The organism is Bradyrhizobium sp. USDA 4473, assembly GCF_054063335.1.
Genome location: NZ_JBSSGE010000001.1, coordinates 1,993,183 through 2,019,698, shown reverse-complemented (window position 1 = coordinate 2,019,698; position 26,516 = coordinate 1,993,183). Strand labels below are relative to the sequence as shown.

General features: G+C 64.7%; 23 protein-coding genes and 1 tRNA gene. 9 read left to right on the top strand and 15 right to left on the bottom strand.

What is annotated here, in order from left to right; genetic code table 11:
• Nucleotides 1-3 precede the first annotated feature (3 nt).
• From ACVW17_RS09435 to ACVW17_RS09420, 4 genes are all read right to left on the bottom strand, one after another.
• Nucleotides 4-93, bottom strand: a tRNA-Ser gene (locus tag ACVW17_RS09435).
• A gap of 345 nt (nt 94-438) precedes the next feature.
• Nucleotides 439-1,890: a trehalose-6-phosphate synthase gene (locus ACVW17_RS09430; protein ID WP_456751624.1), complete on the bottom strand. Its 1,452-nt coding sequence runs from the start codon at nt 1,888-1,890 to the stop codon at nt 439-441.
• Between the two features lie 203 nt (nt 1,891-2,093).
• Nucleotides 2,094-2,945, bottom strand: a complete 852-nt coding sequence (gene otsB, locus ACVW17_RS09425; protein ID WP_456751623.1) for a trehalose-phosphatase — start codon at nt 2,943-2,945, stop codon at nt 2,094-2,096.
• Between the two features lie 3 nt (nt 2,946-2,948).
• A complete protein-coding gene (locus ACVW17_RS09420; protein ID WP_456751622.1) occupies nt 2,949-4,442 on the bottom strand; it encodes an MFS transporter in 1,494 nt (497 codons plus the stop codon).
• A gap of 183 nt (nt 4,443-4,625) precedes the next feature.
• Between ACVW17_RS09420 and ACVW17_RS09415 the strand changes: the two genes are divergently transcribed.
• Nucleotides 4,626-4,994: a DUF3175 domain-containing protein gene (locus ACVW17_RS09415; RefSeq protein WP_456751621.1), complete on the top strand. Its 369-nt coding sequence runs from the start codon at nt 4,626-4,628 to the stop codon at nt 4,992-4,994.
• A gap of 155 nt (nt 4,995-5,149) precedes the next feature.
• Here ACVW17_RS09415 and ACVW17_RS09410 read toward each other — a convergent pair whose 3' ends face one another.
• Nucleotides 5,150-7,183, bottom strand: coding sequence for a methyl-accepting chemotaxis protein (locus ACVW17_RS09410; protein ID WP_456751620.1), 2,034 nt, complete (start codon nt 7,181-7,183; stop codon nt 5,150-5,152).
• 463 nt (nt 7,184-7,646) lie between these two features.
• Between ACVW17_RS09410 and ACVW17_RS09405 the strand changes: the two genes are divergently transcribed.
• Together ACVW17_RS09405 and ACVW17_RS09400 are read left to right on the top strand one after the other, a co-directional pair.
• A complete protein-coding gene (locus ACVW17_RS09405) occupies nt 7,647-8,819 on the top strand; it encodes an FIST N-terminal domain-containing protein (protein ID WP_456751619.1) in 1,173 nt (390 codons plus the stop codon).
• Nucleotides 8,816-10,189 (top strand): ATP-binding response regulator, encoded by a 1,374-nt coding sequence (locus ACVW17_RS09400; protein WP_456751618.1) that lies wholly within the window; start codon nt 8,816-8,818, stop codon nt 10,187-10,189. Before ACVW17_RS09405 ends, ACVW17_RS09400 begins: the two co-directional genes overlap by 4 nt.
• On the opposite strand, the gene ACVW17_RS09395 is transcribed toward ACVW17_RS09400, so the two are convergent.
• The 5 genes from ACVW17_RS09395 to ACVW17_RS09375 all read right to left on the bottom strand — a co-directional run bounded on the left by ACVW17_RS09395 (nt 10,184) and on the right by ACVW17_RS09375 (nt 14,690).
• Nucleotides 10,184-10,639 carry a LuxR C-terminal-related transcriptional regulator gene (locus tag ACVW17_RS09395; RefSeq protein WP_456797049.1) on the bottom strand — a complete coding sequence of 152 codons (456 nt, stop codon included), beginning with the start codon at nt 10,637-10,639 and terminating at the stop codon, nt 10,184-10,186. The two genes, ACVW17_RS09400 and ACVW17_RS09395, sit on opposite strands and share 6 nt — an antisense overlap.
• On the bottom strand, nt 10,620-10,928 hold the full coding sequence (locus ACVW17_RS09390; RefSeq protein WP_456797048.1) for a response regulator: 309 nt from the start codon (nt 10,926-10,928) through the stop codon (nt 10,620-10,622). Before ACVW17_RS09390 ends, ACVW17_RS09395 begins: the two co-directional genes overlap by 20 nt.
• Before the next feature lie 119 nt (nt 10,929-11,047).
• Nucleotides 11,048-11,728 (bottom strand): response regulator, encoded by a 681-nt coding sequence (locus tag ACVW17_RS09385; RefSeq protein WP_456751616.1) that lies wholly within the window; start codon nt 11,726-11,728, stop codon nt 11,048-11,050.
• A 24-nt stretch (nt 11,729-11,752) separates the two neighbouring features.
• Nucleotides 11,753-12,952, bottom strand: coding sequence for a c-type cytochrome (locus ACVW17_RS09380; protein WP_456751615.1), 1,200 nt, complete (start codon nt 12,950-12,952; stop codon nt 11,753-11,755).
• 22 nt (nt 12,953-12,974) lie between these two features.
• Nucleotides 12,975-14,690 carry a PQQ-dependent methanol/ethanol family dehydrogenase gene (locus ACVW17_RS09375; protein WP_456751614.1) on the bottom strand — a complete coding sequence of 572 codons (1,716 nt, stop codon included), beginning with the start codon at nt 14,688-14,690 and terminating at the stop codon, nt 12,975-12,977.
• Between the two features lie 404 nt (nt 14,691-15,094).
• Here ACVW17_RS09375 and ACVW17_RS09370 point away from each other — a divergent pair, with 404 nt between their 5' ends.
• The 4 genes from ACVW17_RS09370 to ACVW17_RS09355 all read left to right on the top strand — a co-directional run bounded on the left by ACVW17_RS09370 (nt 15,095) and on the right by ACVW17_RS09355 (nt 20,183).
• A complete protein-coding gene (locus tag ACVW17_RS09370; RefSeq protein WP_456751613.1) occupies nt 15,095-15,580 on the top strand; it encodes a (2Fe-2S)-binding protein in 486 nt (161 codons plus the stop codon).
• Between the two features lie 90 nt (nt 15,581-15,670).
• A complete protein-coding gene (locus ACVW17_RS09365) occupies nt 15,671-18,010 on the top strand; it encodes a xanthine dehydrogenase family protein molybdopterin-binding subunit (RefSeq protein ID WP_456751612.1) in 2,340 nt (779 codons plus the stop codon).
• A 13-nt stretch (nt 18,011-18,023) separates the two neighbouring features.
• Nucleotides 18,024-18,824, top strand: coding sequence for an FAD binding domain-containing protein (locus tag ACVW17_RS09360; protein WP_456751611.1), 801 nt, complete (start codon nt 18,024-18,026; stop codon nt 18,822-18,824).
• A gap of 246 nt (nt 18,825-19,070) precedes the next feature.
• Nucleotides 19,071-20,183 carry a CaiB/BaiF CoA transferase family protein gene (locus ACVW17_RS09355; protein WP_456751610.1) on the top strand — a complete coding sequence of 371 codons (1,113 nt, stop codon included), beginning with the start codon at nt 19,071-19,073 and terminating at the stop codon, nt 20,181-20,183.
• A 112-nt stretch (nt 20,184-20,295) separates the two neighbouring features.
• Here ACVW17_RS09355 and hppD read toward each other — a convergent pair whose 3' ends face one another.
• Nucleotides 20,296-21,414 carry a 4-hydroxyphenylpyruvate dioxygenase gene (gene hppD, locus ACVW17_RS09350; RefSeq protein ID WP_456797047.1) on the bottom strand — a complete coding sequence of 373 codons (1,119 nt, stop codon included), beginning with the start codon at nt 21,412-21,414 and terminating at the stop codon, nt 20,296-20,298.
• Between the two features lie 122 nt (nt 21,415-21,536).
• Here hppD and ACVW17_RS09345 point away from each other — a divergent pair, with 122 nt between their 5' ends.
• Both ACVW17_RS09345 and ACVW17_RS09340 read left to right on the top strand, forming a co-directional pair.
• Nucleotides 21,537-22,013, top strand: a complete 477-nt coding sequence (locus ACVW17_RS09345; RefSeq protein WP_456751608.1) for an Lrp/AsnC family transcriptional regulator — start codon at nt 21,537-21,539, stop codon at nt 22,011-22,013.
• Nucleotides 22,014-22,099: 86 nt separating this feature from the next.
• Nucleotides 22,100-22,411: a DUF1272 domain-containing protein gene (locus ACVW17_RS09340; RefSeq protein ID WP_456751607.1), complete on the top strand. Its 312-nt coding sequence runs from the start codon at nt 22,100-22,102 to the stop codon at nt 22,409-22,411.
• A gap of 106 nt (nt 22,412-22,517) precedes the next feature.
• Here the strand turns inward: ACVW17_RS09340 and fahA are convergent, their stop codons facing one another.
• From fahA to ACVW17_RS09320, 4 genes are all read right to left on the bottom strand, one after another.
• Nucleotides 22,518-23,789, bottom strand: coding sequence for a fumarylacetoacetase (gene fahA, locus ACVW17_RS09335; protein ID WP_456751606.1), 1,272 nt, complete (start codon nt 23,787-23,789; stop codon nt 22,518-22,520).
• 154 nt (nt 23,790-23,943) lie between these two features.
• A complete protein-coding gene (gene hmgA / locus ACVW17_RS09330) occupies nt 23,944-25,290 on the bottom strand; it encodes a homogentisate 1,2-dioxygenase (RefSeq protein WP_456751605.1) in 1,347 nt (448 codons plus the stop codon).
• A gap of 2 nt (nt 25,291-25,292) precedes the next feature.
• Nucleotides 25,293-26,249: an MBL fold metallo-hydrolase gene (locus tag ACVW17_RS09325; RefSeq protein ID WP_456751604.1), complete on the bottom strand. Its 957-nt coding sequence runs from the start codon at nt 26,247-26,249 to the stop codon at nt 25,293-25,295.
• 22 nt (nt 26,250-26,271) lie between these two features.
• On the bottom strand, nt 26,272-26,511 hold the full coding sequence (locus ACVW17_RS09320; protein WP_456751603.1) for a DUF2783 domain-containing protein: 240 nt from the start codon (nt 26,509-26,511) through the stop codon (nt 26,272-26,274).
• Between the last annotated feature and the right edge of the window lie 5 nt (nt 26,512-26,516).

The following is a 26,516-nucleotide window of genomic DNA, read 5'->3' as shown; positions in this document are numbered from 1 at the left end:
AAATGGCGGAGAGAGTGGGATTCGAACCCACGGTACGGTTTCCCGCACACACGCTTTCCAAGCGTGCGCCTTAAGCCACTCGGCCATCTCTCCGGGAGGCCTCTCTTGAAGGGCTCAGCCGGATTTTGCAAGGGAGCGCGGGCCTCCGGCGCAAGATTTCCCCAATGTATTGAAAACATTAGATAAATTGGCAAGGCGCCAGCCGCGCCTGGCGGCCTGGTTGACGCCGCAGGCGATTCCTGCGGCGTGCTGGCCGGACGCAAGCGCAAATCAATGACGGCGGTCCGGGCGGGCTGGCGCAAGCATTGCGAGAATGCGCGCGTATCACTCACCGGGCGGAGCAACATAATGTCATACCGGCTCCCGTGCGCACCAGGCCGGGACGACAGAACAGCGGATGTGCGAACGACGCACCGATCCCGCAGGGATAACGTTCGCTCAGTGATAGCGCGCGGCAAGATCCGCCGTGCGGCGCGGCCACAGGGTTGGAGGCTCCGGCAGCGCCGCGTTTGCCGCACTGGGCGTATCCTGCAGCGCCTCGATGAAGTCGGCGAACCATTGCTGGATGGTGCCGCTGTTGAGCTTCTCCATCATCGCTTCCCAGCGCATCCGCCGCTCGGTCAGCGGCATCGCCAGCGCGGTTGCGAGCGTGCGCGCCATGCCGTCGATGTCGTGCGGATTGACCAGCAATGCGGCGTCGAGCTCGTTCGCCGCGCCGGCGAATTTCGACAGCACCAGCACGCCGGGATCCGCCGGATTCTGCGCGGCGACGTATTCCTTGGCGACAAGGTTCATGCCGTCCTGCAGCGGCGTCACGACGCCGACCTGCGCAGTACGATAGAGCCCCGCGAGCACGCCCTGGCCGAACCCCTTGTTGAGGTAGCGGATCGGCGTCCAGTCGACCTCACCATGCACGCCGTTGACATCGGTGACGAGTTTCGCCACCTCGCCGGCGAGATTGCCATAGGCCTCGATCGCGCCGCGCGAGGGCGTCGCGATTTGCAACAGCGACACCGAACGCTTCAGGTTCGGATGCAGCGACCACATCCGGTCGAACGCCTTGATGCGGTTGACGAGACCCTTGGAATAATCGAGCCGGTCGACGCCGATCGCGAGCTTCTCGCCGTTCAGGCTGCGCCGCAGCCGCGTCACGTCGGGATGCGTCATCGCCTTGGTGGCCTGCTGCGCGAACTTGCCGGGATCGATGCCGATCGGGAACACCGCAGCGCGGGTGCGGCCGAACGACGAATTGATCACGCCGTCACGCACCTCGAATTCGAGATCGTTCTGCACGTAGCTCAGGAAATTCTCGCAGTCCTCATCGGTCTGGAAGCCGATCAGATCATAGGACAGCATCGCCTCGATCAGTTCGCGATGATTGGGCACGCCGGCGATCACCGCGCGCGCCGGCCACGGCGTGTGCAGGAAGAAGCCGATCGGCTGCGTGACGCCGAGGTCGCGCAGCTCGGCGCCGAGTGCGAGGAAATGATAGTCCTGGATCCAGAATACGGAATCAGGCTTGCGAAAGCGCAGCAGCGCGCGCGCCATGAACGCGTTCACTTCGCGATAGCTGGTGTAGTCCTCGTGCGAGGCGCGAATCAGATCGGCACGCGAATGCATCGCAGGCCACAGCGCCGAATTGGCGAAGCCCTCGTAGTAGCCGCCATAATGCGCGGCCGGCAGATCGAGCATCGCCAGCGCGCCCGCACCGAGAGCCTCGACTTCTGCGAAAGGTTCCTTGTGGTTCCCGTCGCGGACCCGCCCGCTGGAACCAACCCATATTGCCCCTGTCTTTTCCACCACCGGCAGCAATGCCGCGGCCAGCCCCCCCGTCATGGGTTCGTTAGGTTTTCCGCGCGAGACGCGGTTCGATACGACGACGAGGTTCACCAGGTCCCCTCCTGTTGGTCAACTCGCGTATTAACAACCATTCATCAAGATGGTTCCTGATCAAGGAATCTCCCAAATGAAACCAAAATCGGGCAGGGCGCGGAGGAACTCGCGGGAACTTGCGAAAAGAAAATTACACGCGAGCGCCGCGTCACGACGCAAAAGCACCGCATTCGATTCGGTTGCGATGAATACGACTCGGGTTAGGACAGGCTGACGTCCCGATCATCGTCCAGCAGCTGCGCGAGAAATTGACGCACATCGCTCGGCCCGGCGAAATGTCCGGCGACGCCGGTCGCGCGGCGGCCGACGGAGAATGCGAGACCGTCGAAATCAGGCATGATGCCGAAAACGGTCTCGTCGGTGACGTCGTCGCCGATGAAGAACGGTCGGCGTCCCCGGAACGGCTCATGCGTCATCAGCTCGCGCACGCCGGTCGCCTTGGTGAAGCCGGAATGCTTGATCTCGCAAACGCTCTTGCCCGGCAACACCTCGATCGGCGCATTCGGCAGTTCGGCGCGGATCAGCGACACCGCTTCATAGATCGCCTTCTCCGCAGCGGGCGCCAGCCGATAGTGCAGCGCCAGCGAATAGCCCTTGTCCTCGAGCAGAATGCCGGGGCTGAGCTTGGCGATCGCGGCCAGACGGCGCTTCAATTCCTTGTCGAGCGGGGGCGCGTGCGCGGCGACGGCCTCGCTGTCCGGCTGCAACCGCATCTCGGCGCCATGGCCGCCGATCGCGGGAAACACGTCCGGCGCGAAGATCAGGTCGATGTCGTTGAGCGAGCGGCCGCTGACCAGCGCCAGCGCGCCGCCGGTGCGCTCATGCAGCTGCTTCAGCGTGCCTGACAGCTCCGGCGGCACCCAGACCTCGCGCGGCGTCGGCGCGAAGTCGAGCAGCGTGCCGTCGATGTCGAGCAGCACCGCGGTCTGGTGAAGCGGCGGAATCAGCGATGCCGGCACACTCTCGATCCTGCTGTCGATCCTGCTGTCATTCTTGGCGTCAGGGGCGATGTCGTCATCCAGAGCTATTTCGGCCACGTCATGCTTCGTCATAGTCTACTCCACAAATGCCAACGGTCGCGCGACAGATTCGAGCGATTTTCGCTCGGCCGCGACGGCATAGCGCCAAGCGGCGGCTGCGGCGACCAACATGAGTGCCGACCCCAGGAGGTAGCCGGCGAAGACGCTGTTGCGCGATCCGGTATCGATCAACACGCCGAACAGCGCCGGCCCGATCACGCCGCCGATCCCGGTGCCAACAGCATAGAAGACCGCGATCGCAAGCGCGCGGACCTCGAGCGGAAACGTCTCGCTGACGGTGAGATAGGCGGCGCTTGCCGCCGGCGAGGCGAAGAAGAAGATCACCATCCAGGCGATGGTCTGAGTCGTGGCGCTGAGCACGCCGACCGAGAACAGATAACCGGACAACGCGAGCAGCACGCCCGAGGTGCCGTAGGTCAGCACGATCATGGTGCGGCGGCCCAGCGTATCGAACAGGCGGCCGAGCAGCAGCGGTCCGAGGAAATTGCCGGCGGCGAACGGCAGGATGTACCAGCCGACATTGCTGGCGGCGATGCCGAAGAAATCGGTCAGGATCAGCGCGAAGGTGAAGAAGATCGCGTTGTAGAAGAACGCCTGCGCCGCCATCAGCGTCAGCCCGAGCAGCGAGCGTTGCCGGTAGGTCGAGAACAGCGTCACCGCGACCTCGCGCAGCGGCGTGTGATCGCGCATCCGCAGCTTGATCTTGTCGAAATCTTCGCTGGACTGTTCGCGACCGAGCACCGAGGTCTCGATATCGGCGACGATCTTGTGCGCCTGTTCGGGGCGACCGTGGATCATCAGCCAGCGCGGGCTTTCCGGAATCCACATTCGCATCAACAGCACGACAAGGCCGAGCACCGCGCCGGTGAAATAGGCGAGCCGCCAACCATGATCCGGCGCAAGCAACGCAGGATCGAGCAGCACGATCGCGCTCGACGCGCCGATCGCGGCACCGATCCAGAAGCTGCCGTTGATGACGAGATCGGTCCAGCCGCGGTAGCGCGCCGGCACCAGCTCCTGGATGGTCGAATTGATCGCGGTGTATTCGCCGCCGATGCCGGCGCCGGTGAGGAAGCGAAACAGCGCGTAGCTTGCGACATTCCACGACAGCGCGGTCGCAGCCGTCGCCGTCAGATAGACCGCCAGCGTGATGAAGAACAGCTTCTTGCGCCCGATCCGGTCGGTGAGCCAGCCGAAGCCGAGCGCGCCGAGCACGGCGCCGGCGAGATAGGCGCTGCTGGCAAGACCGACATCGGCGTTGGAGAAGCTCATGGTCGGGCTCTCCTTCAGCGCCCCCGATAATGCGCCGGCGAGCGTCACTTCGAGCCCGTCGAGAATCCAGGTGATGCCGAGCGCCAGCACGACGCGGGTGTGGAAGCCGCTCCAGTGGAGATTGTCGAGGCGAAGGGGGATCGAGGTCTCGATGATGCGATCGGCGGTCTGCGCAGTTGGCGCGGCCGTCCCGTCGATCGTTGTCGCAGAACTCGATTGTACCGGCTGCAAATTCATCAGATTGGACCAATGAGAAAATCCCCGGAACGGTGCGTTCCAAGGTCTTCCCTCCCAGGATTGCGGCAAACGGTGTGCCCGCCACACCACATCAACGCTGCATGCCGGGAACGGTTCCCGCACTGCGGCACAGGAACCGCAATCGCGGCGAAGTGTTCTCGGCACAAAGCCATGGAGGCATTGATGGCTGCACACAAGAAAGTCTCGCGCAAGACGCCGAGAAAATCAGCGGCACGATCCACGAGCAGAGCGCGCCGCAAGCGTGGTGCGAGAAAGACAACGTCGAAGCGCTGGTCGCAGCGGGTCACAAAGGAGAGCGACGCGCTCGACCTCAAGCGCGGCGTGTTCAAGCAGACCAGCGCGAGGAAGATCGCAGCATCGCTGAAAAAATCCGCCGAGCACAGCACGCGCCGCAAGAGTGGCGCCTATCGTTCCGCGCTGTCGATGCTGACCTTCTATATCAACCGCGCCGGCAAGACGCTGCCGAAGACCGAGCGGTCGCGGCTCGAGCGCGCCAAGGTCGAGCTGAAGCATCAGTTCGGTCGGGATTGATACCGTCGTCCTCGTTCTGTCGGCCTGGCGAAAGCCGGGACCCATTACCACTACTGTCTGTTGGCGTAAGGACAACTCGCCGCTTGCCTCCTTCGAGGGCGGCGGCGTATGGGTTCTGGCCTTCGCCAGGACGACGGTGGTTAGTTCAGCGCCAGTTACGCCGCGCGGATATTCGCCATGAAGCGGTCGAGCTCCTCGCGCAGCCGCGAGCTCTCGACCGAGAGCGAGCGGGCAGAGTTCAGCACCTCTTCGGAGGCGGCTCCGGTCTCGGTGGCGCCGCGGTTGACCTGGGTGACGCTGGAAGCGGCTTCCTGGGTGCCCTGCGCGACGTTCTGCACGCTGCGCGCGATCTCCTGCGTGGCGGCGCTCTGCTGCTCGACCGAGCTTGCGATGTTGGTCGCGATCCCCGAGATCTGCCCGATCGTGCCGCCGATCTCCTTGATCGCGGCGACCGATTCCTGCGTCGCGGCCTGCATGCCCGAGATGTGGGTGGAGATCTCGTCGGTGGCGCGCGCGGTCTGGCTCGCCAGCGATTTCACCTCGGAGGCAACGACCGCGAAGCCGCGGCCCGCCTCGCCGGCGCGTGCGGCCTCGATGGTGGCATTCAGCGCCAGCAGATTGGTTTGCTCGGCGATCGCCGTGATCAGCTTGACCACGTCGCCGATCTCCTGCGCGGCACGTGACAGCTTGCCGATCCGCGCATCGGTCTGCTCGGCCTGACGTACGGCGGAATCGGCGATCTGGCTGGACTCCTTGGCACGGCGGCCGATCTCGTCGACCGACGCCGACAATTCCTCGGTCGCGGATGCCACCGACTGCATGTTGCTGGAGGCCTCCTCGGAGGCGGCGGCGACCTGGCTCGACAGGTTCTGCGTGGTCTCCGCAGTCCGCGTCAAGGTACCGGCCGCGGATTCGAGCTGCACGGCGGACGCCGACACGTTGGAGACGATCGAGCCGACCGCGGATTCGAATTCGTCGGCGAAACGAATCAGCTCGTTGCGCCGCGCGGTCGCGCTCGCCTTGTTCTGCGCTTCCTGGGTCGCGGCATCGCGCTCGGCCTTGGCGACCGCCTGGACCTTGAACTCTTCCACCGCGCCGGCCATTTCGCCGAGTTCGTCGCGACGGCCGAGGCCGGGCAGCACGACGTCGAAATTGCCGGCGGCGAGCTCGCGCATCGCCGCACACATCGCTGCGATCGGCCGCGAAATGCCCTTGCCGAGCAGGAACGCCCACACCAGCCCGAGCACGAAGCTGCCGGCCGCGAGCATCAGGATCAGCTGCTCGGTGTCGCCGATCATGCTGTGCGATTCGGTCTCGAACCGCTTCTGGTCGGCGAGCAGATCGGACTTCATCGCCGCCGCGCCCTGGCTGATGGCAGCCGCGGATTCCGTCATCTCGACGGTCAATTCGTCGATCGACTTCGCATTCGCGATCAGCCTGGTGAGCGCCTCGCGGTACTCCTCGAGCAGGCCGGTGATGTCTTTCACGCTTTGGGTGATCCGCTCGTCCTTCGAGGTGATCGCCTTCACCAGATTGTCAGCGAATTTCAGCCGGGCGAGCGCGCTGGAGGCGACCGTCTTGTCGCCGTTGACGACGAAGGTGTTGACTGCCCCGGCGATCGACTGCAACTGGTCGGCCACCTTCTTGGCGCCGAACTGGATCGACTGCAGCTCGGAATCGTCGGCATTGCTCGGCAGATCGTCGAGCTTGTAGCGCATCGAGGTCGCGCTGCGCGTCAGCTTGTTCTGCGCGGTCAGCGCGCTGTCGTCCTTGATGCGGACGATCTCGGCAAAGATCTTGGTGAAGGCACGGAACTCGCGCTCCAGCTTGGTGACCTGCTCGAGCCGGGCCGGATTGCTGGTGCCCTTCATCGACGCCACGATGGCGTCCTTCAGGCTGGCCTCGGCGGCGAGCGCGGCCTTGGCGTCGTCCTCCTTGCCGGTGGCGACGTAGTAGCGCGCCAGCGAACGGTAGGAGATCAATTCGCGGTCGATGTTGCGGGCGAGATCGGCTTCCGCGACGCTCTGGCGATAGGAGCCGACCCCGACGGAGACCCGCTCGAAGCCCAGATAGGCAAAGCCCATGGTGGCTGCCGACAGCGCCAAGGTGACGGCAAAGCCGAGCATGATCTTGGCGCGGAATCTGAGGGTTGGGAACCTGATCGACAACGATCGCTTCAGTCCCGGCATTCCAACCCCCGTCTTCATTCTGAAAACCACGCGGGGTCCGGCGGCAACCCGCCCCAGCCCCCGGAGGGCAAAACTAAGGCAGAATCGATAAGGCCCGGTAAATGGGCAGCGGCCGCGCCGGTTCGGCCCGGTACTACCTTGGTCGGCCCAGGGGGGCGGGCAAGGTGATTGACGCGCGGGTCCGGCCCGATAGTTTAGAACCGATCAAACCTGTCCCTGCCCGGGCCAGGACAACACATCGGGAGGTGTCCCATGTCATCGCGTCGATCGGCGCCGTTGGCGCTCGCGGCGAGCTCGGCTGACGGCGAAGACCGCCGGCCCATGACATTTCCCTTCACGACCTGGAATAAAAAGGCGGGCCTAGCCGCAACCGATCGCGGCGAAGCTCCGTAGCCTTGAGACCCGCGCGAGCCGAACCGGCCGCGCCAAGAAAAGCAAAAAATTCTGGTCAGGGAGGATACGTTTGGCGAAGCAGAACGGCAGCGCCACCGACAGCATTGTCGTGGTGCAGGCAAAGACCGACGGGCCGCAGGAGGCGGCCGACGAGATCGCGCGCCAATTGGCCGCGACCGAGCTCGCCATGCTCGTGGTGTTCGTGTCGCCGTTCTACGATCCGCAAGCGTTCATCGCCGAACTGTCGAAGCGGATGCCCGACGTTCCGATCTTCGGCTGCACCACGGCCGGCGAGTTGTCCCCGCGCGGCTGGGACGAGGACAGCGTGGTCGCGATGGGATTCGACGCGGCCGATTTCGTCATCGCGGCCCGGCCGCTGTTCGACGTCTCGACGTTCCGGGTCGACCACGGCCGCTCGATCTGCACCGAGCTGCAGCACGAATTCGCGCAACGCACCGAGCATTGCGACCACACCGACGAGTCCTTCGGACTGCTCTTCATCGATGGCATGTGCCAGCGTGAGGAGACCATCATGTCGGCGATCTACGCCTCGCTCGGCGACATCCCGGTGGTCGGCGGCTCCGCCGGCGACGGGTTGCGGTTCGAGAAGTCCTGGGTGTTCCATGACGGCAAGGCCCATAGCGATGCCGCCGTCCTGATCCTGATCCGGACCCGGCTGCCGTTCCGCACCTTCAAGTGCGATCATTTCGAGCCGACCTCGACCAAGATGGTGGTGACCGAGGCCGACACCGAGCACCGCATCGTCAAGGAATTGAACGCCGAGCCGGCCGCGCTGGAGTATTCCCGCGCCGTGGGCCTCAGCGACAGCAAGCTCGAATTGTTCTCCTTTGCCGCGCATCCGGTGCTGGTCCGGGTCGGCGGCGCCTACTACGCGCGGTCGATCCAACGCACCAACCCCGATGGGTCGCTGCAATTCTTCTGCGCCATCGACGAGGGCATGGTGCTGACGGTGGCGCGCGAGCGCGATCCGATCGACGTGACCAGCCGCCTGCTCAAGGAGCTGACCGAGGATCTCGGCGAGGTCTCGATGTTCATCGGCTTCGAATGCGTGCTGCGCCGGCTCGATGTCGAGCAGCGCCAGCTGTCGCGCGAAATGTCGGAGCTCTATCGCCGCAACAAGGTGATTGGCTTTCAGACCTATGGCGAGCAGTATCGCTCGATGCATGTCAACCAGACGCTGACCGGCATCGCCATCGGCAAGCGGGCGATCGCGCCGCAATGACCGACAGCAAGACCACGCGCATTGCCGCCCTCGAACGCGAAGCCGAGAAGCTGCGCAAGATCAACGCCGCGCTGATGTCGCGTGTCGAACGGTCGACCGACCAGCAGCTCAACGCCTTTTCCCTGTTCGAGACCGCGATTGCGCTGGACCAGCAGGTGCGCGACCGCACCCAGCAGCTCAAGCAGGCGCTGCAATCGCTGGAGAAAACCAACGGACGCCTGCTGCAGGCCAAGCAGCAGGCCGAGGCGGCAAGCTCGCTGAAATCATCGGTGCTGGTTTCGGTGACGCATGACCTGTTGCAGCCGCTGAATGCGGCGCGGCTGACGCTGTCCGCGCTCGCGGAAATGGCGACCGAGCCCAAGAGCGTCGCGCTGACCGACCAGATCGACCGCTCGCTGGCGACGCTGGAAGACATGCTGCGGACGCTGCTCGACATCTCGAAGCTCGACGCCGGCGTGCTCCGGCCCGAATTCGGTCCGGTCGCGATCGCCGCGCTGTTCGAGGCGCTGGAGCAGGAATTTGTCGCGACCGCCGCCAAGCGCAATCTCGGCTTCCGGATCATGCCGTCATCCGCCGTGGTTCGCTCCGACCCGCTGATGCTGCGCCGGATCCTGCAAAACCTCGTCGCCAACGCGCTGCGCTACACCCAGCGCGGCACCGTGCTGATGGGATGCCGCATGAAAGGCAGCGACATCTGCATCGAAGTGCACGACACCGGGCCGGGCATCCCGGAAGCCCAGCGCGAGGCGATCTTCGTCGAATTCCAGCGCGGCGACGCCGGCGCCGGCGACAAGGCCGGCATCGGCCTCGGCCTTTCGATCGTGCGCCGGTTTGCCGATCTGCTCGGTCATGACATCCGGCTGAATTCGCACGCCGGCAAGGGCTCGGTGTTCTCGGTCACCGTGCCGCGCACGCTCGATCCGGTCGCGATCCCGGTGCGCGAGCAGGCCAGCGTCGACTATCGCTATGGCGGCATGGAGGGCGCCAAGATCCTGCTGATCGAGAACGACCTGTCGAGCGCCGAGGGTCTCGCGCATCTGCTGGAGAAATGGGGCTGCGACGTCGCGGTGACGATCTCCAAGACCGAGGCGCTCGAGCGCATCCATGCGCTCGACGGCATCCCCGACGCGATCATCGCCGACCTGCATCTCGACAATGGCGAGACCGGCATCCAGGCCGTCGATGTGATCCGCGGCGAGATCAACGCCAAGGTCCCGGCGATCATCGTGACCGCCGACTACTCGGCCAAGGCTGCGTCCGACGTCTCGGCGTTCGGCCATGAGCTGCTGAAGAAGCCGATCAAGCCGGCCGAGATGCGCTCGCTGCTGTCGTTCCTGCTGGCGGCGGAGCAGTCCGGCGCGCGGCTATGATTCGGCGTCGCGCGACGACGAGGCCGTCACCGGCGCGTGGTCGTGCTTGCCGAAATCGAGCTTCGACAGCGCGATGATCGCCTCGGTCCGGCTGCGTACGCCGAGCTTGCGCAGAATCTCGGAGACATGCACCTTCACGGTCGTGACCGAGATATCGAGCTCATAGGCGATGTGCTTGTTCTGCAAGCCACGGCAGATCATGTCGAGCACACGAAGCTGCTGCGCGGTGAACTGACCGAGTTGCTGCATCAGCTGCTTGGTCTCGGCCTGCGCCTTCCGTGCGGCGGCGGTATCGCGGAAGCGCGTCGGCAGGCACAGCTCGCCTTCGAGGATGCCGCGCAGCAGCCGCGCCAGTTCGAGCTTCGGCGTCGACTTCGGAATGTAGCCGGAGATGCCGAGCGAGATCGCGCCGCCGACGATCCGGGAATCGTCATGCGCCGACACGATCACCAGTGCGCTGCGCGGCGCAGCGGCCGCGCACCCGGTAGGCGCCGAGCAGGCCTGTGGTCCCCGGCATCGACAGATCGAGCAGGATCAGATCAAGCCCCTCGCGCGCGGCGATCACGTCCAGCGCGCCGTCGATCGAGGTGGCCTGCAACACCTCGGCGTCGGGAAACTCGGCGCTTATCACGCCGATCAGGGCGGCACGGAACAGCGGGTGATCCTCGACGATCAGCAGTCGAGGCGCACCCGCTTGATCGAGCGGCGGCTGGTCCGCCAGGGGCGCGGTCGTGGTCAATGCTGCGCCGTCCTCCCTCGGATCGCTTGTGACAGCCATGATGCGCACGAACTTATCCCAAAGCCGACCGCCAGCCTATAGGCAGGACGTTCAATGCGATCGCCTCGCGATGCAGCAAGCTAGGGCGCCTTCTCTGCCTTCGCAGCCGCGCTGGTCTCGAGGACCGGAAGCGGAATCTTGCCGAGCTCGATGATCGCCTTGTTGCGGCTGAACAGCTTCAGCTTGCGCAGGATCTCGGTGACATGCGCCTTCACGGTGGATTCGGCGAGCTTGAGCTCGGCGGCGATCTCGCGGTTCTGCAGGCCGCGGATGATCAGATGCAGCACGCGGATCTGCTGCGGCGTCAGCTTCTGGATCCGCTCGCGCAGCGTCCGCGCGGTCTCGGACTGATCGAGCGCGCCGACCGCGACGAAATCCCGCGGCGCCGACACCGATCCGCTCAGCACGCGCGCGATCGCCTGCGACAGCTCGCCGAGCGAGGTCGATTTCGGCAGATAGCCGACCGCGCCCATCTCCAGCGCCTCGCGGATGGTGTGCTTGTCTTCTTCACTGGAGACGATGGCGATCGGCAGCCGCGGATAGCGATCCCTGATCTTCTGGAAGCCGGAGAAGCCGACCACGTCGGGCAGCAGCAGGTCGAGCAGCGCCAGATCGATATTCGGCTCGCTGGCGAGGATGCCGAGCGCGCCCTTGATCGAGGTCGCCTCGTAGATCCGGGCATCGGGATGCGAGATGCGGATGGCGTTGCCAAGCGCTTCGCCGAACAGGGGGTGATCGTCGATGATCAGGAACCCCATCATGAGGACCCTCGCACTGCTCTTTGCCTAGTTCCCGCCGGTATCCTGAACGCTCTGCAGATAGGCATACACGTTTCTCAGCTCGTCGTCGCTGAAGACGTCCTTCCAGGCCGGCATGCCCTTGGCAGGCCGCCCGTCATGGACCGTCTTCCAGAAGGTCGATTCCATGTCGTCAGCATAACGCTTCTTGAGCAGCCTGAGATCGATCTTTCGTTCGGCCTGCACTGCGTCCGGGCCGTGGCAATGGGCGCAGGTGCCATTGAACACCTCCCGCCCTGCCTTTGGATCCCCCTTGGTGTCGCCGGCGGCCGCCGCGGTCTGAACCGGTTTCTCGGCGACCGCCTGCCCGACCGTGACAGGCTCGCTCGTCCCGACCGACGTCGTCGCAGGTGCCGCCTGGCCGAATTTCACCGGCGCGCCGTTCGGCACGCCATACTTGGCAAACAGAGCGGCAATATCCGGCCCGAGCGACGGCAGCACACCGTCGACCTCGTCGCGCAGTGCGCCGGATGCCTTGGCAAAACCGATCGCGGTGGCCCAGAGCAGGCCGTCGCCCTCGGTGGAGACAATCTGGTATTTGTCGCCGTAGCTGGTCTTGTTGAGCCAGCCCGCCACCGGCGCCCAGATGAAGGCGATGTCGACCTTGCCCTGCTCGAGGGCCGCCATGCCCTCCTCCGGGCTCAGCACGGTGACCTTCTGAATATCGTCGCGCAGCGCCAGCAGGTTCTGCGGCGTCGACTGGTATTGCACCGCAACCCGCAATCCCCTGAGGTCGTCGATGCCGGCGAGCTTGCGATCCCTGGCGCCGACCAGCGCATAGCCTTCATGGGCGATCGGCTTCGAGAAGATCACCGAAGGCCCCATGAAATCATCGATCAGTGGGAGCCCGACCATGGCGTCGCACTGCTTGCTGAGCAGCGTCTCCCGCACGGTGCGCTTGCCGAAATACGACTTGTACCAATTGGTGCTCACGCTGCGGCCGAGCTTCGCGGCCACCGCCTGGCCGATCTCGAGGTAGAGGCCGGGCTTGCCCGGCTCGTCACTCGAGAACGGCAGGTTGGTCGGATCGGCGCAGAGCCGCAGCGGCGGTTTTGTCTCGTCCGCGCCGGCCGACAGGGCCGGCGCAAGCAGCGTCGCGGAGAGCAGCACGGTCCGGATCGCCTTTCCCAACTGCACGCGGCGCGTTGAGTTCGGCATGCCATTCAAGTTGATACGGGACACGGACAATGCTGCCTCCTCGCGACTGTTGTTACTGCAGGGCGAACACGAACAGCGAGCCGCCTTCGGGCGCCGCGGCGACCATCTGCTTGCCGATGTCACCGAGGAAGGCCGGCAGCGCCGCGGTGCGGCCGACCACGATCGCGACATACTGCTTGCCGTCGACCGAATAGGTCACCGGACCGGCACCGATGCCGCTGCCGAGGTTCTTGCTCCACAGCACCTTGCCGTTCTTGGCGTCGATGGCGCGGAAGTCGCCATGCAGATTGCCGGAGAACACCAGATTGCCGCCGGTCGTCAGCGTGCCGCCGTTGAAGGGCAGGTCTTCCTTGATGCTCCACACCTTCTTGTTGGCCACGGGATCCCAGGCCACGAGTTCGCCGAGGAAGCCGCCGGGACCGGGCTTGGTCGGGAATTCGGCACCGAGATAGAACACGCCGCGCTTGTAGTTCACGTCGGAGACCGACCAATCCATGCAGACATTGTTGCTCGGGATGTAGACGAGGCCGGTCTGCGGGTTGAACGACATCGGCTGCCAGTTCTTGCCGCCGATCAGGTTCGGGCAGATGTCCTTGGCGGGATGGCCGGGGCCGGGACGCTTGTCCGGATCCTCCTCCGCCCGCATCGTGTTGATGTCCCACTTCTTGGCCCAGTTGGCGAACACGTATTTCTCGGCCGAGATCACCTTGCCGGTCTCGCGGTTGGCCACGAAGAAGAAGCCGTTGCGGTCCGCCTTCATCAGCACCGGCGTCTCGGCGCCCTTGATCTTGAGGTCGGCGAGCAAGAGTTCGTTGACGCCGTCATAGTCCCAGGCGTCGGCCGGCGTGCCCTGGATATGCCACTTGATCTTGCCGGTGTTGGGATCGATCGCCAGCGTCGAGGCGGTATAGAGGTTGGTCAGCTTGCCGAAATTGCCGTCGCCGGTGGAGCGCACCGCGGTATTCCACGGACCCGGATTGCTGGTACCCCAGTAGACGGTGTCGGTCTTGGCATCGTAGGAGCCGACCAGCCAGGCGGCGCCGCCGCCATGCAGCCCGGTGTCGCCCTTCCAGCTGTCGCTGCCGGGCTCGCCCGGCGCCGGCACCGTGAAGGTCTGCCAGAGCAGCTTGCCGTCCTTGAGGTTGAAGGCCTGCAACGCGCCGCGGACGCCGTATTCGCCGCCGCCGAAGCCGGTGATGACCTTGTCGCGGACGATCAGCGGCGGCGAGGTGATCACCGAGCCCTGCTTGTAGTCGACGACGGTCGAGGTCCAGAGCTCCTTGCCGGTCTCGGCATCGAGCGCGGTCAGCTTGCCGTCGAGCCGGCCGACGAAGATCTTGCCGTCGGCATAGGAGACGCCGCGGCTGTTGACGTCGCAGCAGGCGTACTGGAGCACGTCGTCAGGAATATCGGGCTGCCAGGTCCATTTGCGCGCGCCGGTCGCGGCGTCGATCGCATAGACGTATTTCGGCCCCCACGAGGTCGACACATACAGGTTCTTGCCGATCACCACCGGCGAAGCCTCGTTGGAGCGCAGCGAAGCGAGCGACATCGAGTAAACGAGCTGCAGCTTGCCGGCGTTCTCGGAATTGATCTGCTTCAGCGGGCTGAAGCGCGTATTGCCGTAGTCGTGGCCGGCGATCGCCCATCCGTTCGGATCGGACGCTGCCTTTGCGACGGAATCATTGGCGTTCGATGCCGTAACACCTGCCATCACCATGGCGACCAGCGACACGCCGGCAAAGAAAATCCCGCTCCTCAGCTTCATTGGCTTCCTCCAATATGGTTTCGTTGCCGCGATGGATGCATCGCGCGCGCGTCTCTCTACCCAAATGCATGGATCAGCGATCTTGTGTCGCTACATCGGCGATGAAAATGCCAGCAACACTCTTGCGTCGTTATAGGCGGAAGGTAGTAGCGTCAGCGGCGACGATTTTGCCGTGCTGCAAGCACCAATGATCTGCCGGAAATCGCTTGCGTCGCAGCGCATTTTCGTCACGCCGGAGCACGCCGCGGCCCGCTTGCAAATTGCCCATCGAACGGCTGGCTGCTAGGATTAGAGGCACAGCCCGGAGCCTTCGTGACAGGGCCGTAACTACGACTTTGATCGCGGTTACGTCCCATCTGAAGCGTGGTCTACTGGGCCCATAACGAAGCTATTGGGAGAAACGCGTGTCTACAGTCAAACTGACGGTAAACGGCAAGGCGGTCTCGGTCGATGTCGAGGACCGAACCCTCCTCGTGCACCTGTTGCGCGAAAATCTGAACCTCACCGGCACCCATGTCGGCTGCGATACCAGCCAGTGCGGCGCCTGCGTCGTCCATGTCGATGGCCGCGCGGTCAAATCCTGCACCATGCTGGCCGGCCAGGCGGCGGGCTGCAACGTCACCACCATCGAAGGCCTCGCCAAGGGCGACGAGCTGCACCCGATGCAGGCGGCATTCCGCGACAATCACGGCCTGCAGTGCGGCTATTGCACCCCCGGCATGATCATGTCCGCGGTCGATATCGTGCACCGCCACGGTGGCAGGCTCGACGAGGAAACGGTCCGTCACGAGCTCGAAGGCAACATCTGCCGCTGCACCGGCTACCACAACATCGTCAAGGCGGTGCTCGACGCTGCCGGCCGCATGAAGGTCGCGCAGGCCGCCGAATAGCAGCTCGCGCAGCACATACGATCAAGCTCATCACCGCCGATCTCGATGGAAACGGCGGCAAATCGAATCTCCGGTCGGGAGGACCAGACCATGGGTGTTGAAGGAATTGGCGCACGCGTCGTGCGCAAGGAAGATCGCCGGTTCATCACCGGACAAGGACGTTACGTCGACGACGTTAAAATGGTCGGCATGAGCTACGCTCACTTCGTCCGCAGCCCGCACGCCCATGCCAAGGTCAAGGGCATCAATTCCACCGAGGCCATGAAGATGCCCGGCGTGATCGCGGTGCTGACCGGGCAGCAGATCGTCGACGACAAGGTCGGCAACCTGATCTGCGGCTGGGCGATCACCTCGAAGGACGGTTCGCCGATGAAAATGGGCGCGTGGCCGGCGATGGCGCCGGAGACCGTGCGCTTCGTCGGACAGGCGGTCGCAGTCGTGATCGCCGAGACCAAGAACCAGGCCAAGGACGCGGCCGAAGCCGTCGTCGTCGATTACGAAGAGCTTCCCGCGGCGGCCGACATCAAGGCTGCGATCAAGCCGGGCGCGCCGCAGCTGCATCCCGAGGCCCCCGGCAACATCGTCTATGACTGGCACCTCGGGGACGAAGCCGCGGTCAAGGATGCCTTCAGCAAAGCCGCCAATGTGGTGACGCTCGACCTCACCAACAACCGCCTGGTGCCGAATGCGATGGAGCCGCGTGCGGCGGTCGCGCATTACGACCAGGCCGAGGAGCACTACACGCTCTACACCACGTCGCAGAACCCGCACGTCGCCCGCCTCGTGCTGTCGGCGTTCTACAACATCGCGCCCGAGCACAAGCTGCGCGTGATCGCGCCCGACGTCGGCGGCGGCTTCGGCTCCAAGATCTACATCTATCCGGAAGAGATGGTGGCGCTGTGGGCCTCGAAGAAGGTTAACCGTCCGGTGAAGTGGACCGGCGACCGCTCGGAAGCCTTCCTCACCGACGCGCATGGCCGCGACCATGTCTCGAAGGCGGAGATGGCGTTCGACAAGGACAACAAGATCCTTGGCCTGCGGGTGAAGACCCACGCCAATTTCGGCGCCTATATGTCGCTGTTCTCCTCGGCGGTGCCGACCTATCTCTACGCGACGCTGCTGTCGGGCCAGTACGTGATCCCGGCGATCTATGCCGAGGTGATCGGCGTCTACACCAACACCACGCCGGTCGACGCCTATCGCGGCGCGGGCCGCCCCGAGGCGAGCTACCTGATCGAGCGCATGATGGAGACGGCGGCGCGGCAGTTGAAAGTCGATCCGGCCGAGCTGCGCAAGAAGAACTTCATTACTTCGTTCCCGTATCAGACGCCGGTCATCATGGCGTACGACATCGGCGACTTCCACGCCTCGCTCGACGCTGCGATGAAGGCGATCGACTATGCCGGCTTCCCGGCCCGCAAGGCCAAGGCGAAAGCTGATGGCAAGCTGCGCGGCATCGGCGTCTCCTGCTACATCGAGGCCTGCGGCATCGCGCCGTCGAAGGCGGTGGGCAGTCTCGGCGCCGGCGTCGGCCTGTGGGAATCGGCGGAGATCCGCGTCAACCCGGTCGGCACCATCGAGGTGCTCACCGGGTCGCACAGCCACGGCCAGGGTCACGAGACGACGTTCTGCCAGATCATCGCGGAGCGGCTCGGCGTGCCGATCAGCCAGGTCTCGATCGTCCATGGCGACACCGACAAGGTGCAGTTCGGCATGGGCACCTACGGCTCGCGCTCGCTCGCGGTCGGCGGCACCGCGATCGTGAAGGCGATGGAGAAGGTCGAGGCCAAGGCCAAGAAGATCGCGGCCCACGCGCTCGAGGCGTCCGAGAGCGACATCGTGATCGAGAATGGCGAGTTCAAGGTCACCGGCACCGACAAGTCGATCGCGCTGCCGATGGTCGCGCTCGCCGCCTACACCGCGCACAATCTGCCCGACGGCATGGAGCCCGGCCTGAAGGAGACGGCGTTCTACGACCCGACCAACTTCACCTTCCCGGCCGGCGCCTATATCTGCGAGCTCGAGGTCGATCCGGCTACCGGCAAGACCTCCTTCGTCAACTTCGTGGCAGCGGACGATTTCGGCCGGCTGATCAACCCGATGATCGTCGAAGGCCAGGTTCACGGCGGCCTTGCCCAGGGCATCGGCCAGGCGCTGCTGGAAGGCGTGGTCTATGACGGCACCGGTCAGCTCGTGACCGCGTCCTTCATGGATTACACCATGCCGCGCGCCGACGATCTGCCGTCGTTCCAGCTCTCCCACACCACGACGCTGTGTCCGGGCAACCCGCTCGGCGTCAAGGGCTGCGGCGAAGCCGGCGCGATCGGCGCCTCGGCTGCCGTGATCAACGCGATCACGGACGCCATCGGCAACAACAAGCTGGAAATGCCGGCGACGCCCGATCGCGTCTGGCACGCCATTCACGGTTGAGGGAGGAAGAGCCATGTACGAGACCAATTATCATCGCGCTTCCTCGGTCGCCGACGCTGCCGCAACCTTCGCCAAAGGCGCGGAATCAAAATTCCTCGCCGGCGGGCAAACCCTGCTTCCCGTGATGAAGCAGCGCCTCGCGGCGCCGTCGGACGTGATCGATCTCTCCAAGGTGCAGGAGTTGATCGGCATCGAGGTGTCGGGCGACACCGTCACCATCAAGGCCGCGACGCCGCATTACGACGTGGCGCAAAGCGAGGCGGTGCAGAAAGCGATCCCGGCGCTGGCGCATCTGGCGTCGGGGATCGGCGATCCGGCCGTGCGCTATCGCGGCACGATCGGCGGCTCGCTCGCCAACAACGATCCGGCGGCGGACTACCCGGCGGCGGTGCTGGCGCTCGGCGCGACGGTCAAGACCAACAAGCGCTCGATTGCGGCGGATGACTTCTTCAGGGGCCTGTTCTCGACGGCACTCGAAGACGGCGAGATCATCACGCAGGTCGCATTCCCGGTCCCGGCCAAGGCGGGCTACGCGAAATTCCCGAATCCGGCCTCGCGCTTCGCGCTGACCGGCGTGTTCGTCGCCAAGACCAAATCGGGCGATGTCCGCGTCGCTGCGACCGGCGCGTCGCAGAGCGGCGTGATGCGGGTCGGGCCGATCGAGCAGGCGCTGAAGGCGAACTGGGCGGCCTCGGCGCTCGACAGCGTGACCATCCCGGCGAGCGGCCTGCTTGCCGACATCCACGGCTCGGCGGATTACCGCGCCAACCTCGTGAAGGTGATGGGACAGCGGGCCATGACCGCCGCGGGCTGATCAAGCAGTGCGCTTTAGCGCCTAAACACAAGTCTGCAACGGCGCGCAGCGATGCGCGTCGTTCGCGTTTTTACCGGCCGCATGAGGCAAAAGGTGCTTGCCACATCGCGCATTCGGCGAGACAATTTAGCTAATCAGCTAATTAAAAATACCGTCAGACGGGCGGCTGGGGAAACGCAGGAAGTTCGGCGCCAAGTCGGTCGTAGCCCAGCCGCATAACACCACCCAACCAACGGAACAACAAACGTGCTCGACAAGCCTGCCTCCCAAACCGCCGCTCGCACCTCGGGCCCGCTCACCGGCTTCCGCATCGTCGAATTCGCCGGCATCGGTCCCGGCCCGTTCGCCTGTATGCTGCTCGCCGACATGGGTGCCGAGGTCATCACGCTGGATCGGGTCGGCGCGGGCAAGAATCTGAAGGCGGTCGCAACCCGCGGCCGCAAGGTCATCGAGCTCGATCTCAAGAACAAGGCGGCGATCGCGGAAGTGCTCGAGCTGCTCGGCCATGCCGATGCGCTGATCGAAGGCTTCCGCCCCGGCGTGATGGAGCGCCTCGGCCTCGGCCCCGATGTCGTGCTCGCGCGCAATCCAAAACTGGTCTACGGCCGCATGACCGGCTGGGGCCAGGAAGGCCCGCTGGCGAATGCCGCCGGCCACGACATCAACTACATCTCGATCACCGGCGCACTGGCTGCGATCGGCACCAAAGAGAAGCCGGTGCCGCCGCTCAATCTGGTCGGCGATTTCGGCGGCGGCGCGCTCTACCTTGTGGTCGGCGTGCTCGCAGCACTCCTGGAAGCGCAGAAGTCCGGCAAGGGCCAGGTGGTCGATACCGCGATGTGCGATGGCGCGGCCTCGCTGATGTCGATGTTCTACGACATGGCCGCGCAGGGCCGCTGGAGCGGCGGCCGCGATCAGAATTTCCTCGACGGCGGCGCGCATTTCTACGGCGTCTACGAATGCTCCTGCGGCAACTTCATCTCGATCGGCTCGATCGAGCCGCAGTTCTACGCACTGCTGCGCAAGCATGCCGGCCTGACCGACGCCGACTTCGACGCCCAGATGGACCGCAAGGCCTGGCCGGCGCTTAAGGCGAAGCTGGAGAAGGTGTTCAAGAGCAAGTCGCGCGCCGACTGGTGCACGATCATGGAAGGCACCGACATCTGCTTCGCGCCGATCCTCACCATGGAGGAAGCACCGAAGCATCCGCACATGGCAGCCCGCCACGTGTTCGTCGAACGCCACGGCGTCACCCAGCCCGCCCCCGCGCCGCGCTTCTCGCGCACGCCGTCGGCGATCCGCGAGCCGGAGCTTGCGAGCATTGGCGAGGTGACGAGCGCATGGAAGGCGGGGAAATAGTCTCGCCGTCATTGCGAGGAGCGAAGCGACGAAGCAATCCAGGTCTCCGCAAGCGGTGAGATGGATTGCTTCGCTTCGCTCGCAATGACGAGGTCATGCGGCTCGGTCGCCGCTACGCCGCGTGATCGACCTTGAGCACGCCGCGGCGGATCTGGTCTTCCTCGATCGATTCGAACAGCGCCTTGAAGTTGCCCTCGCCGAAACCATCGTCGCCCTTGCGCTGGATGAATTCGAAGAAGATCGGCCCGATCGCATTAGCCGAGAAGATCTGCAGCAGCACCTTGGTCTGGCCGCCCTCGACCACGCCTTCGCCGTCGATCAGGATGCCGTTGCTCCGCAACCGCGCGACGTCCTCGCCATGCTTCGGCAGGCGGGTGTCGATCCGCTCGAAATAGGTGTCGGGTGGCGACGGCATGAACGGCAGGCCGTCCGCGCGCAATCTCTCGACCGTTGCGTGGATATCGCGCGCGCCGCAGGCGATGTGCTGGATGCCCTCGCCGTGATAGGCGTTGAGATATTCCTCGATCTGCCCGGAATCGCCGGCGTCCTCGTTGATCGGAATCCGGATCTTGCCGTCCGGGCTGGTCAGCGCGCGCGAGAACAGGCCCGACGCGCGGCCCTCGATGTCGAAGAAGCGGATCTGGCGGAAGTTGAACAGCTTTGCGTAGAAGCCGGTCCAGACATCCATGCGGCCGCGATGGACGTTGTGGGTGAGGTGATCGATGTAATACAGGCCGGAGCCGGCGGGGCGCGGGTTGGCGGCGCCTAGCCACTCGAACTCGGCATCATAGGCCGAGCCCTTGGCGCCGTAGCGGTCGACGAAATACAGCAGGCTGCCGCCGATGCCCTTGATCGCCGGCACATCGAGCGTCTTCTGCGCCGACGATACCTCGGCGGGCTCGGCGCCCAGCGCGATCGCACGCTCATAGGCGCGCCTCGCATCGACCACGCGGAACGCCATCGACGGCGCGCAGGGGCCGTGTGCGGCGACGAAGTCGAAGCCGTGGCTGCCGGGCTCCTCGTTGACGAGATAGTTGATGTCACCCTGGCGATAGACCGTGATGGCCTTGGTCTTGTGCCTGGCCACCGCGACAAAGCCCATCAGCTTGAACAAAGCGTGCAGCTCGCCGGGATTGGGGTGGGCGTATTCGACGAACTCGAAGCCGTCGGTGCCCATCGGGTTCTCGGTGCTGATTTCGGCCGGCGGCGCATCGTGCGGAAACGGACCCATGGCGGCAACTCCCTGATTTGTCCGGGACCAGTTTCCGTCACTTGCGGCGCAACGTGCGTGCAAAATGGACCTCGATTTGCTAAATTCGCGCACGATCCGTGCATGGAATGGATACTTAGCGCATGCCACAAGTCGACGCTTTCGACCTCAAAATGCTCGCTGCCCTGCAAGACGACGGCCGGTTGACCAACCAGCAGCTGGCCGATTTGGTCGGCCTGTCGGCCTCACAATGCTCGCGGCGGCGGATGCGGCTGGAGGAGGAGAAGGTGATCGCCGGCTACCACGCCGACCTCTCCGGCGAGGCGCTCGGCTTCGGGCTGATCGCCTTCATCCACATCACGCTGGCGACCCACTCGCCCGACAACGCCAAGCGGTTTCGCGAACTGGTCAACCGCGTCGACGACATCCAGGAAGCCTACGCGGTGACGGGAGACGCCGACTACGTGCTCAAGGTGATGCTGCGCGACCTCAAGAGCCTGTCCGACATCGTCAACAACGTGCTGATGCCGCACCAGAGCGTGGCCCATGTTCGCTCCTCGATCGTGCTCGACCGCCTGAAGGAGAGCACCAAGCTGCCGCTGAAATCGCTGCAGGCGTGATCCGGCGCGAATCGAGGGAATTTCGTCATTCGCTTTCGCGACACGATTTGCGATCATTCCGCCAACACCCGGCTAGAGAGACGACCATGGCGCTGCAGCTGCGACCGAACTGCGAATATTGCGACAAGGACCTGCCGCCGAGCGCGCTCGACGCACGAATCTGTTCGTACGAATGCACGTTCTGCGCGGATTGCGCCGAGACCAGGCTCGGCAATGTCTGTCCGAACTGCGGCGGCGGCTTCGCGCCACGGCCGATCCGCCCGGCCAAGCCGTGGCGGCCGGGCGTCTGCACCGTGAACCAGCCGCCGTCGGACCAGCGGGTGCATCTGAAGTACAGCGTCGAGGACTGCGCGACGCATACGGCGCGCTTGCGGGATATCAGGCCGGAGGAGCGGTGAGCTTCAGCTCGTCATTGCGAGCAAAGCGACGAAGCAATCCATGGTTCCGCGTAAGTGGAGCGATGGATTGCTTCGTCGCTTTGCTCCTCGCAATGACGGAGACGATTTACTCCGCCGCCGCGATGGTGCCTTCGACTTCGCCGAACCCGACACGGTAGCCGTCGCCCTGGCACCAGCCGCGCATCACCAGCGAATCGCCGTTTTCGAGGAACGAGCGCGTGACCCCGCTGGCGAGCTCGACCGGCTCGGTGCCGTTCCAGCTGATTTCGAGCAGACTGCCGCGCTGGTGCTTTTCCAGGCCGGAGATCGTGCCGCTCCCTAGGAGATCGCCGACATTCATCGCGCAGCCGGACGAGGCGTGATGCACGAGCTGCTGCACCGACGACCAGTACATGTATTTGAAGTTGGTGCTGCAGATCGTCTTGGCCTCGTTCATCGCACCCGCACGGAGCGCGACATCGAGCTGCATGTCGTAATTGTTCGGCTGGGTCTGCTTCAGGTAAGCCAACGGCTCCGGCTCCTGCTTCGGACCCGGCATCCGGAACGGCTCCAGCGCCTCGCGCGTCACCACCCACGGCGAGATCGAGGTTGCGAACGCCTTGGCCTGGAACGGGCCGAGCGGCACATACTCCCATTGCTGGATGTCGCGCGCGCTCCAGTCGTTGAGGATGACGAAGCCGAAGATCATCTCCTCAGCCTGTTTCTCGGTCAGCATCTCACCCATCGCCGATGCCTGTCCAACGACGACCCCCATCTCCAACTCGAAGTCGAGCCGCTTGCAGGGACCGAAGCTCGGCACCTCGGCGCTCGGCGGCTTCAGCTGGCCGCGCGGACGCCTCACCTTGGTGCCGCTGACCACGACGGTCGAGGCGCGACCGTTGTAGCCGATCGGCATGTGCAGCCAGTTCGGCTGCAGCGCGTTGTCCTTGCCGCGGAACATGACGCCGACATTGGTGGCGTGCTCCTTCGACGAATAGAAATCGGTATAGCCTGCAACGGCGAACGGCATGTGCAGCCTGACGTCGGCCATCGGCACCAGCGCCCGCGCGCGCAATTCCCTGTTGTCGCGCAGCTCAGGATGATCCGAGCGCAGCAGTTCGCTGATCCGCGCCCGCGTCGCCGACCACACCTTCGGCCCGAGCGCCATGAAGGCGTTGAGCGACGGCTGCGAGAATACGCCGAGCGGCCCGACATCGAGCCGCGAGTCCTGTTCGAGCTCCCAGAGGTCGAGCACATAATCGCCGATCGCAACGCCGACGCGCGGCGCAAGCCCGTCCTTCGACGAGAACACGCCATAGGGCAGGTTCTGGATCGGGAAGTCGGAGCTGGGCGCGACGTCGATGAAGGAGCGTAGCTTGGGGTCGTTGGGGTAGGGCATGGTTTCCTGCCGAAATGATTGACGCACTCTATCTCTCGTCATTCCGGGATGCGCCGTAAGGCGCAGGCCCGGAATCCATCAGGCCACATGTCGCACGGAGCAATGGATTCCGGGCTCATCGCTTCGCGATGCCCGGAATGACGAAGACTGAATTCTACGGCTTGTTCGGATCGAACTTCTTCTCGAGGCCCTTCCAGCAATCCGCGTAATCATCCTGCAACATCGATGAGGTCGCGGCGTGCTGCGTCACGCGTTGCGGGAAACGGGTCTCGAACATGAAGGCCATGGTGCCGGTCAGCTTGACCGGCTTCAGCTCGCCGTTGCTGGCGTGCTCGAACGCTTCGCGGTCGGGGCCGTGCGGCAGCATGCAATTGTGCAGGCTGATGCCGCCGGGCACAAAGCCCTGCGGCTTGGCGTCGTAGACGCCGTAGATCAGGCCCATGAACTCCGACATGATGTTCATGTGGTACCACGGCGGACGGAAGGTGTTGTCGGCCACCAGCCAGCGCTCCGGGAAGATCACGAAGTCGATGTTCGCGGTGCCGGCGGTCTCCGACGGCGAGGTCAGCACCGTGAAGATCGACGGGTCGGGATGATCGAAGGCGATCGCGCCGACCGGCGAGAAGGTGCGCAGATCGTATTTGTAGGGCGCGTAATTGCCGTGCCAGGCGACCACGTCGATCGGCGAATGCGGCAACGTCGTCTTGAACAGCGAGCCGCCCCACTTCACGTAGAGCTCGGTCGGCGTGTCCTTGTCCTCGTAGGCGGCGACCGGCGTCAGGAAGTCGCGCGAATTGGCCAGGCAATTGGCGCCGATCGGGCCGCGCTCCGGCAGCGTGAAGGCGCCGCCGTAATTCTCGCAGAGATAACCGCGCGCCGGTCCGCCTGGAATTTCCACGCGGAATTTGACGCCGCGCGGGATCACCACGATCTCGCCCGGCTCGGCATCGATGCGACCGAACTCGGTGACGAAGCGCAGCTTGCCCTGCTGCAGCACGAACAGCAGCTCGCCGTCGGCATTGTAGAAATGCTGATCGACCATCGATTTGGTGATGAGATAGACATGCGCCGCCATGCCGGCCTGCGTATTGGCATCGCCCGCCGTGGTCATGGTCTGCACGCCCTGCAGGAAGGTCATGTCCTGTTTCGGGATCGGCGCGGGATCCCAGCGCAGTTGCGCGATCGGCATGTCGTATTCGTGACACGGCGCGGTGCGCCACAGCCCGCTATCTGCCTTGGCGAAACGGCCGGAGTGCCGCACCGACGGCCGGATGCGATACAGCCACGAGCGCTCATTGGTGCCGCGCGGCGCAGTGAACGGGGAGCCGGACAGCTGCTCGGCATAGAGCCCGTAGGCGCAGCGCTGCGGCGAGTTGCGCCCCATCGGCAACGCGCCGGGCAAGGCCTCGGTCTCGAAGCTGTTGCCGAAGCCGGACATGTAGCCCGGGGTGACTTGCCCCGAGCTGCGCACGATCTGATCAGGCGAGGTATTGATGTTCATGTCTATCCTCCTCCTTGCAGGGCGGCCCACATCTCCTGGTCGCGCTTGTCGGTCCAGATCACGGGATCGTCGATCCCGGACGCTTCGTCATAGGCACGGGAAACGTTGAACGGCAGGCAGTGCTCGTAGATCGCGAAATCAGAGAATTTCGGATCCATCACCTCGCGGGTCGCCGCCATCGATTCCTTCAAGCTGCGGCCCTTGGCGACGGAAGACTCCGCCGCACCGTAAAGCGTGGTGACGAAATCGCGGGTCATCGCGATCGCATCGCGCCCGGTCTCGAGGCCCTTCAGCGCATCGCCGCGGCCCGGCGCGATCGCCTTCGGATTGAAGGCGCGGATCTCGTTCAGGGTCGTCGGCCATTCGCGCAGATGCGCATCGCCGCAATAGCAGGCCGAGTGGTATTCAATCAGATCGCCCGAGAACATCACCTCGGCATCCGGCACCCAGGCGACGATGTCGCCCGAGGTGTGGCCGGCGCCGAGCTGCATCAGCCGCACCTCGCGCTTGCCGAGATAGATCGACATCTCGCCCTCGAATGTCAGCGTCGGCCAGGTCAGGCCGGGAATGCTGGCGGCATCCTGAAACAGCCGCGGGAAGCGGCCATATTCGGAATCCCAGTCCTGCTGGCCGCGTTCCTCGATCAGCCGATAGGTCTCTTGCGAGGCGACGATGCCCTGCGCGTGATAGGCGGATGCGCCGAGCACGCGCACCGCGTGATAGTGCGACAGCACGACGTACTTGATCGGCTTGTCGGTGACGGTCTTGACCCGCTCGATCACCTTGTTGGCCATCGCCGGCGTCGCCTGCGCGTCGAACACCAGGCAGCCGTCCTCGCCGACGATCACGGCGGTGTTGGGATCGCCCTCGGCGGTGAAGGCGTAGAGATCGGTGCCTATCTCGGAGAAGGTCACCTTCTTCTCCGCGAGATCCGTGGTCGATGCGAAACCTTTGGCCATCAGTTCATTCCTGTCCGTTTGATCAGTGCTGTTGCTGTTGCTGTTGTTGTTGTTGCTGCTGGCTCGCGTCGAGAAGCCGCCGCTTGGCCAGCGCGATCGCCTCGCGCAGCACGTCGAGATCGCCGATATGGTTGGCGAGTACCAGAACCAGCGCGGCATCGAGATCGGCGCTCTGCGCGTCGGAGAGGCCGCGATGCGCCTCGACGATGGCGCGGAAGGCGTCGTCGGGCTTTGCGAAGTTCGAACTGGTCGACAGCGCCATGATGG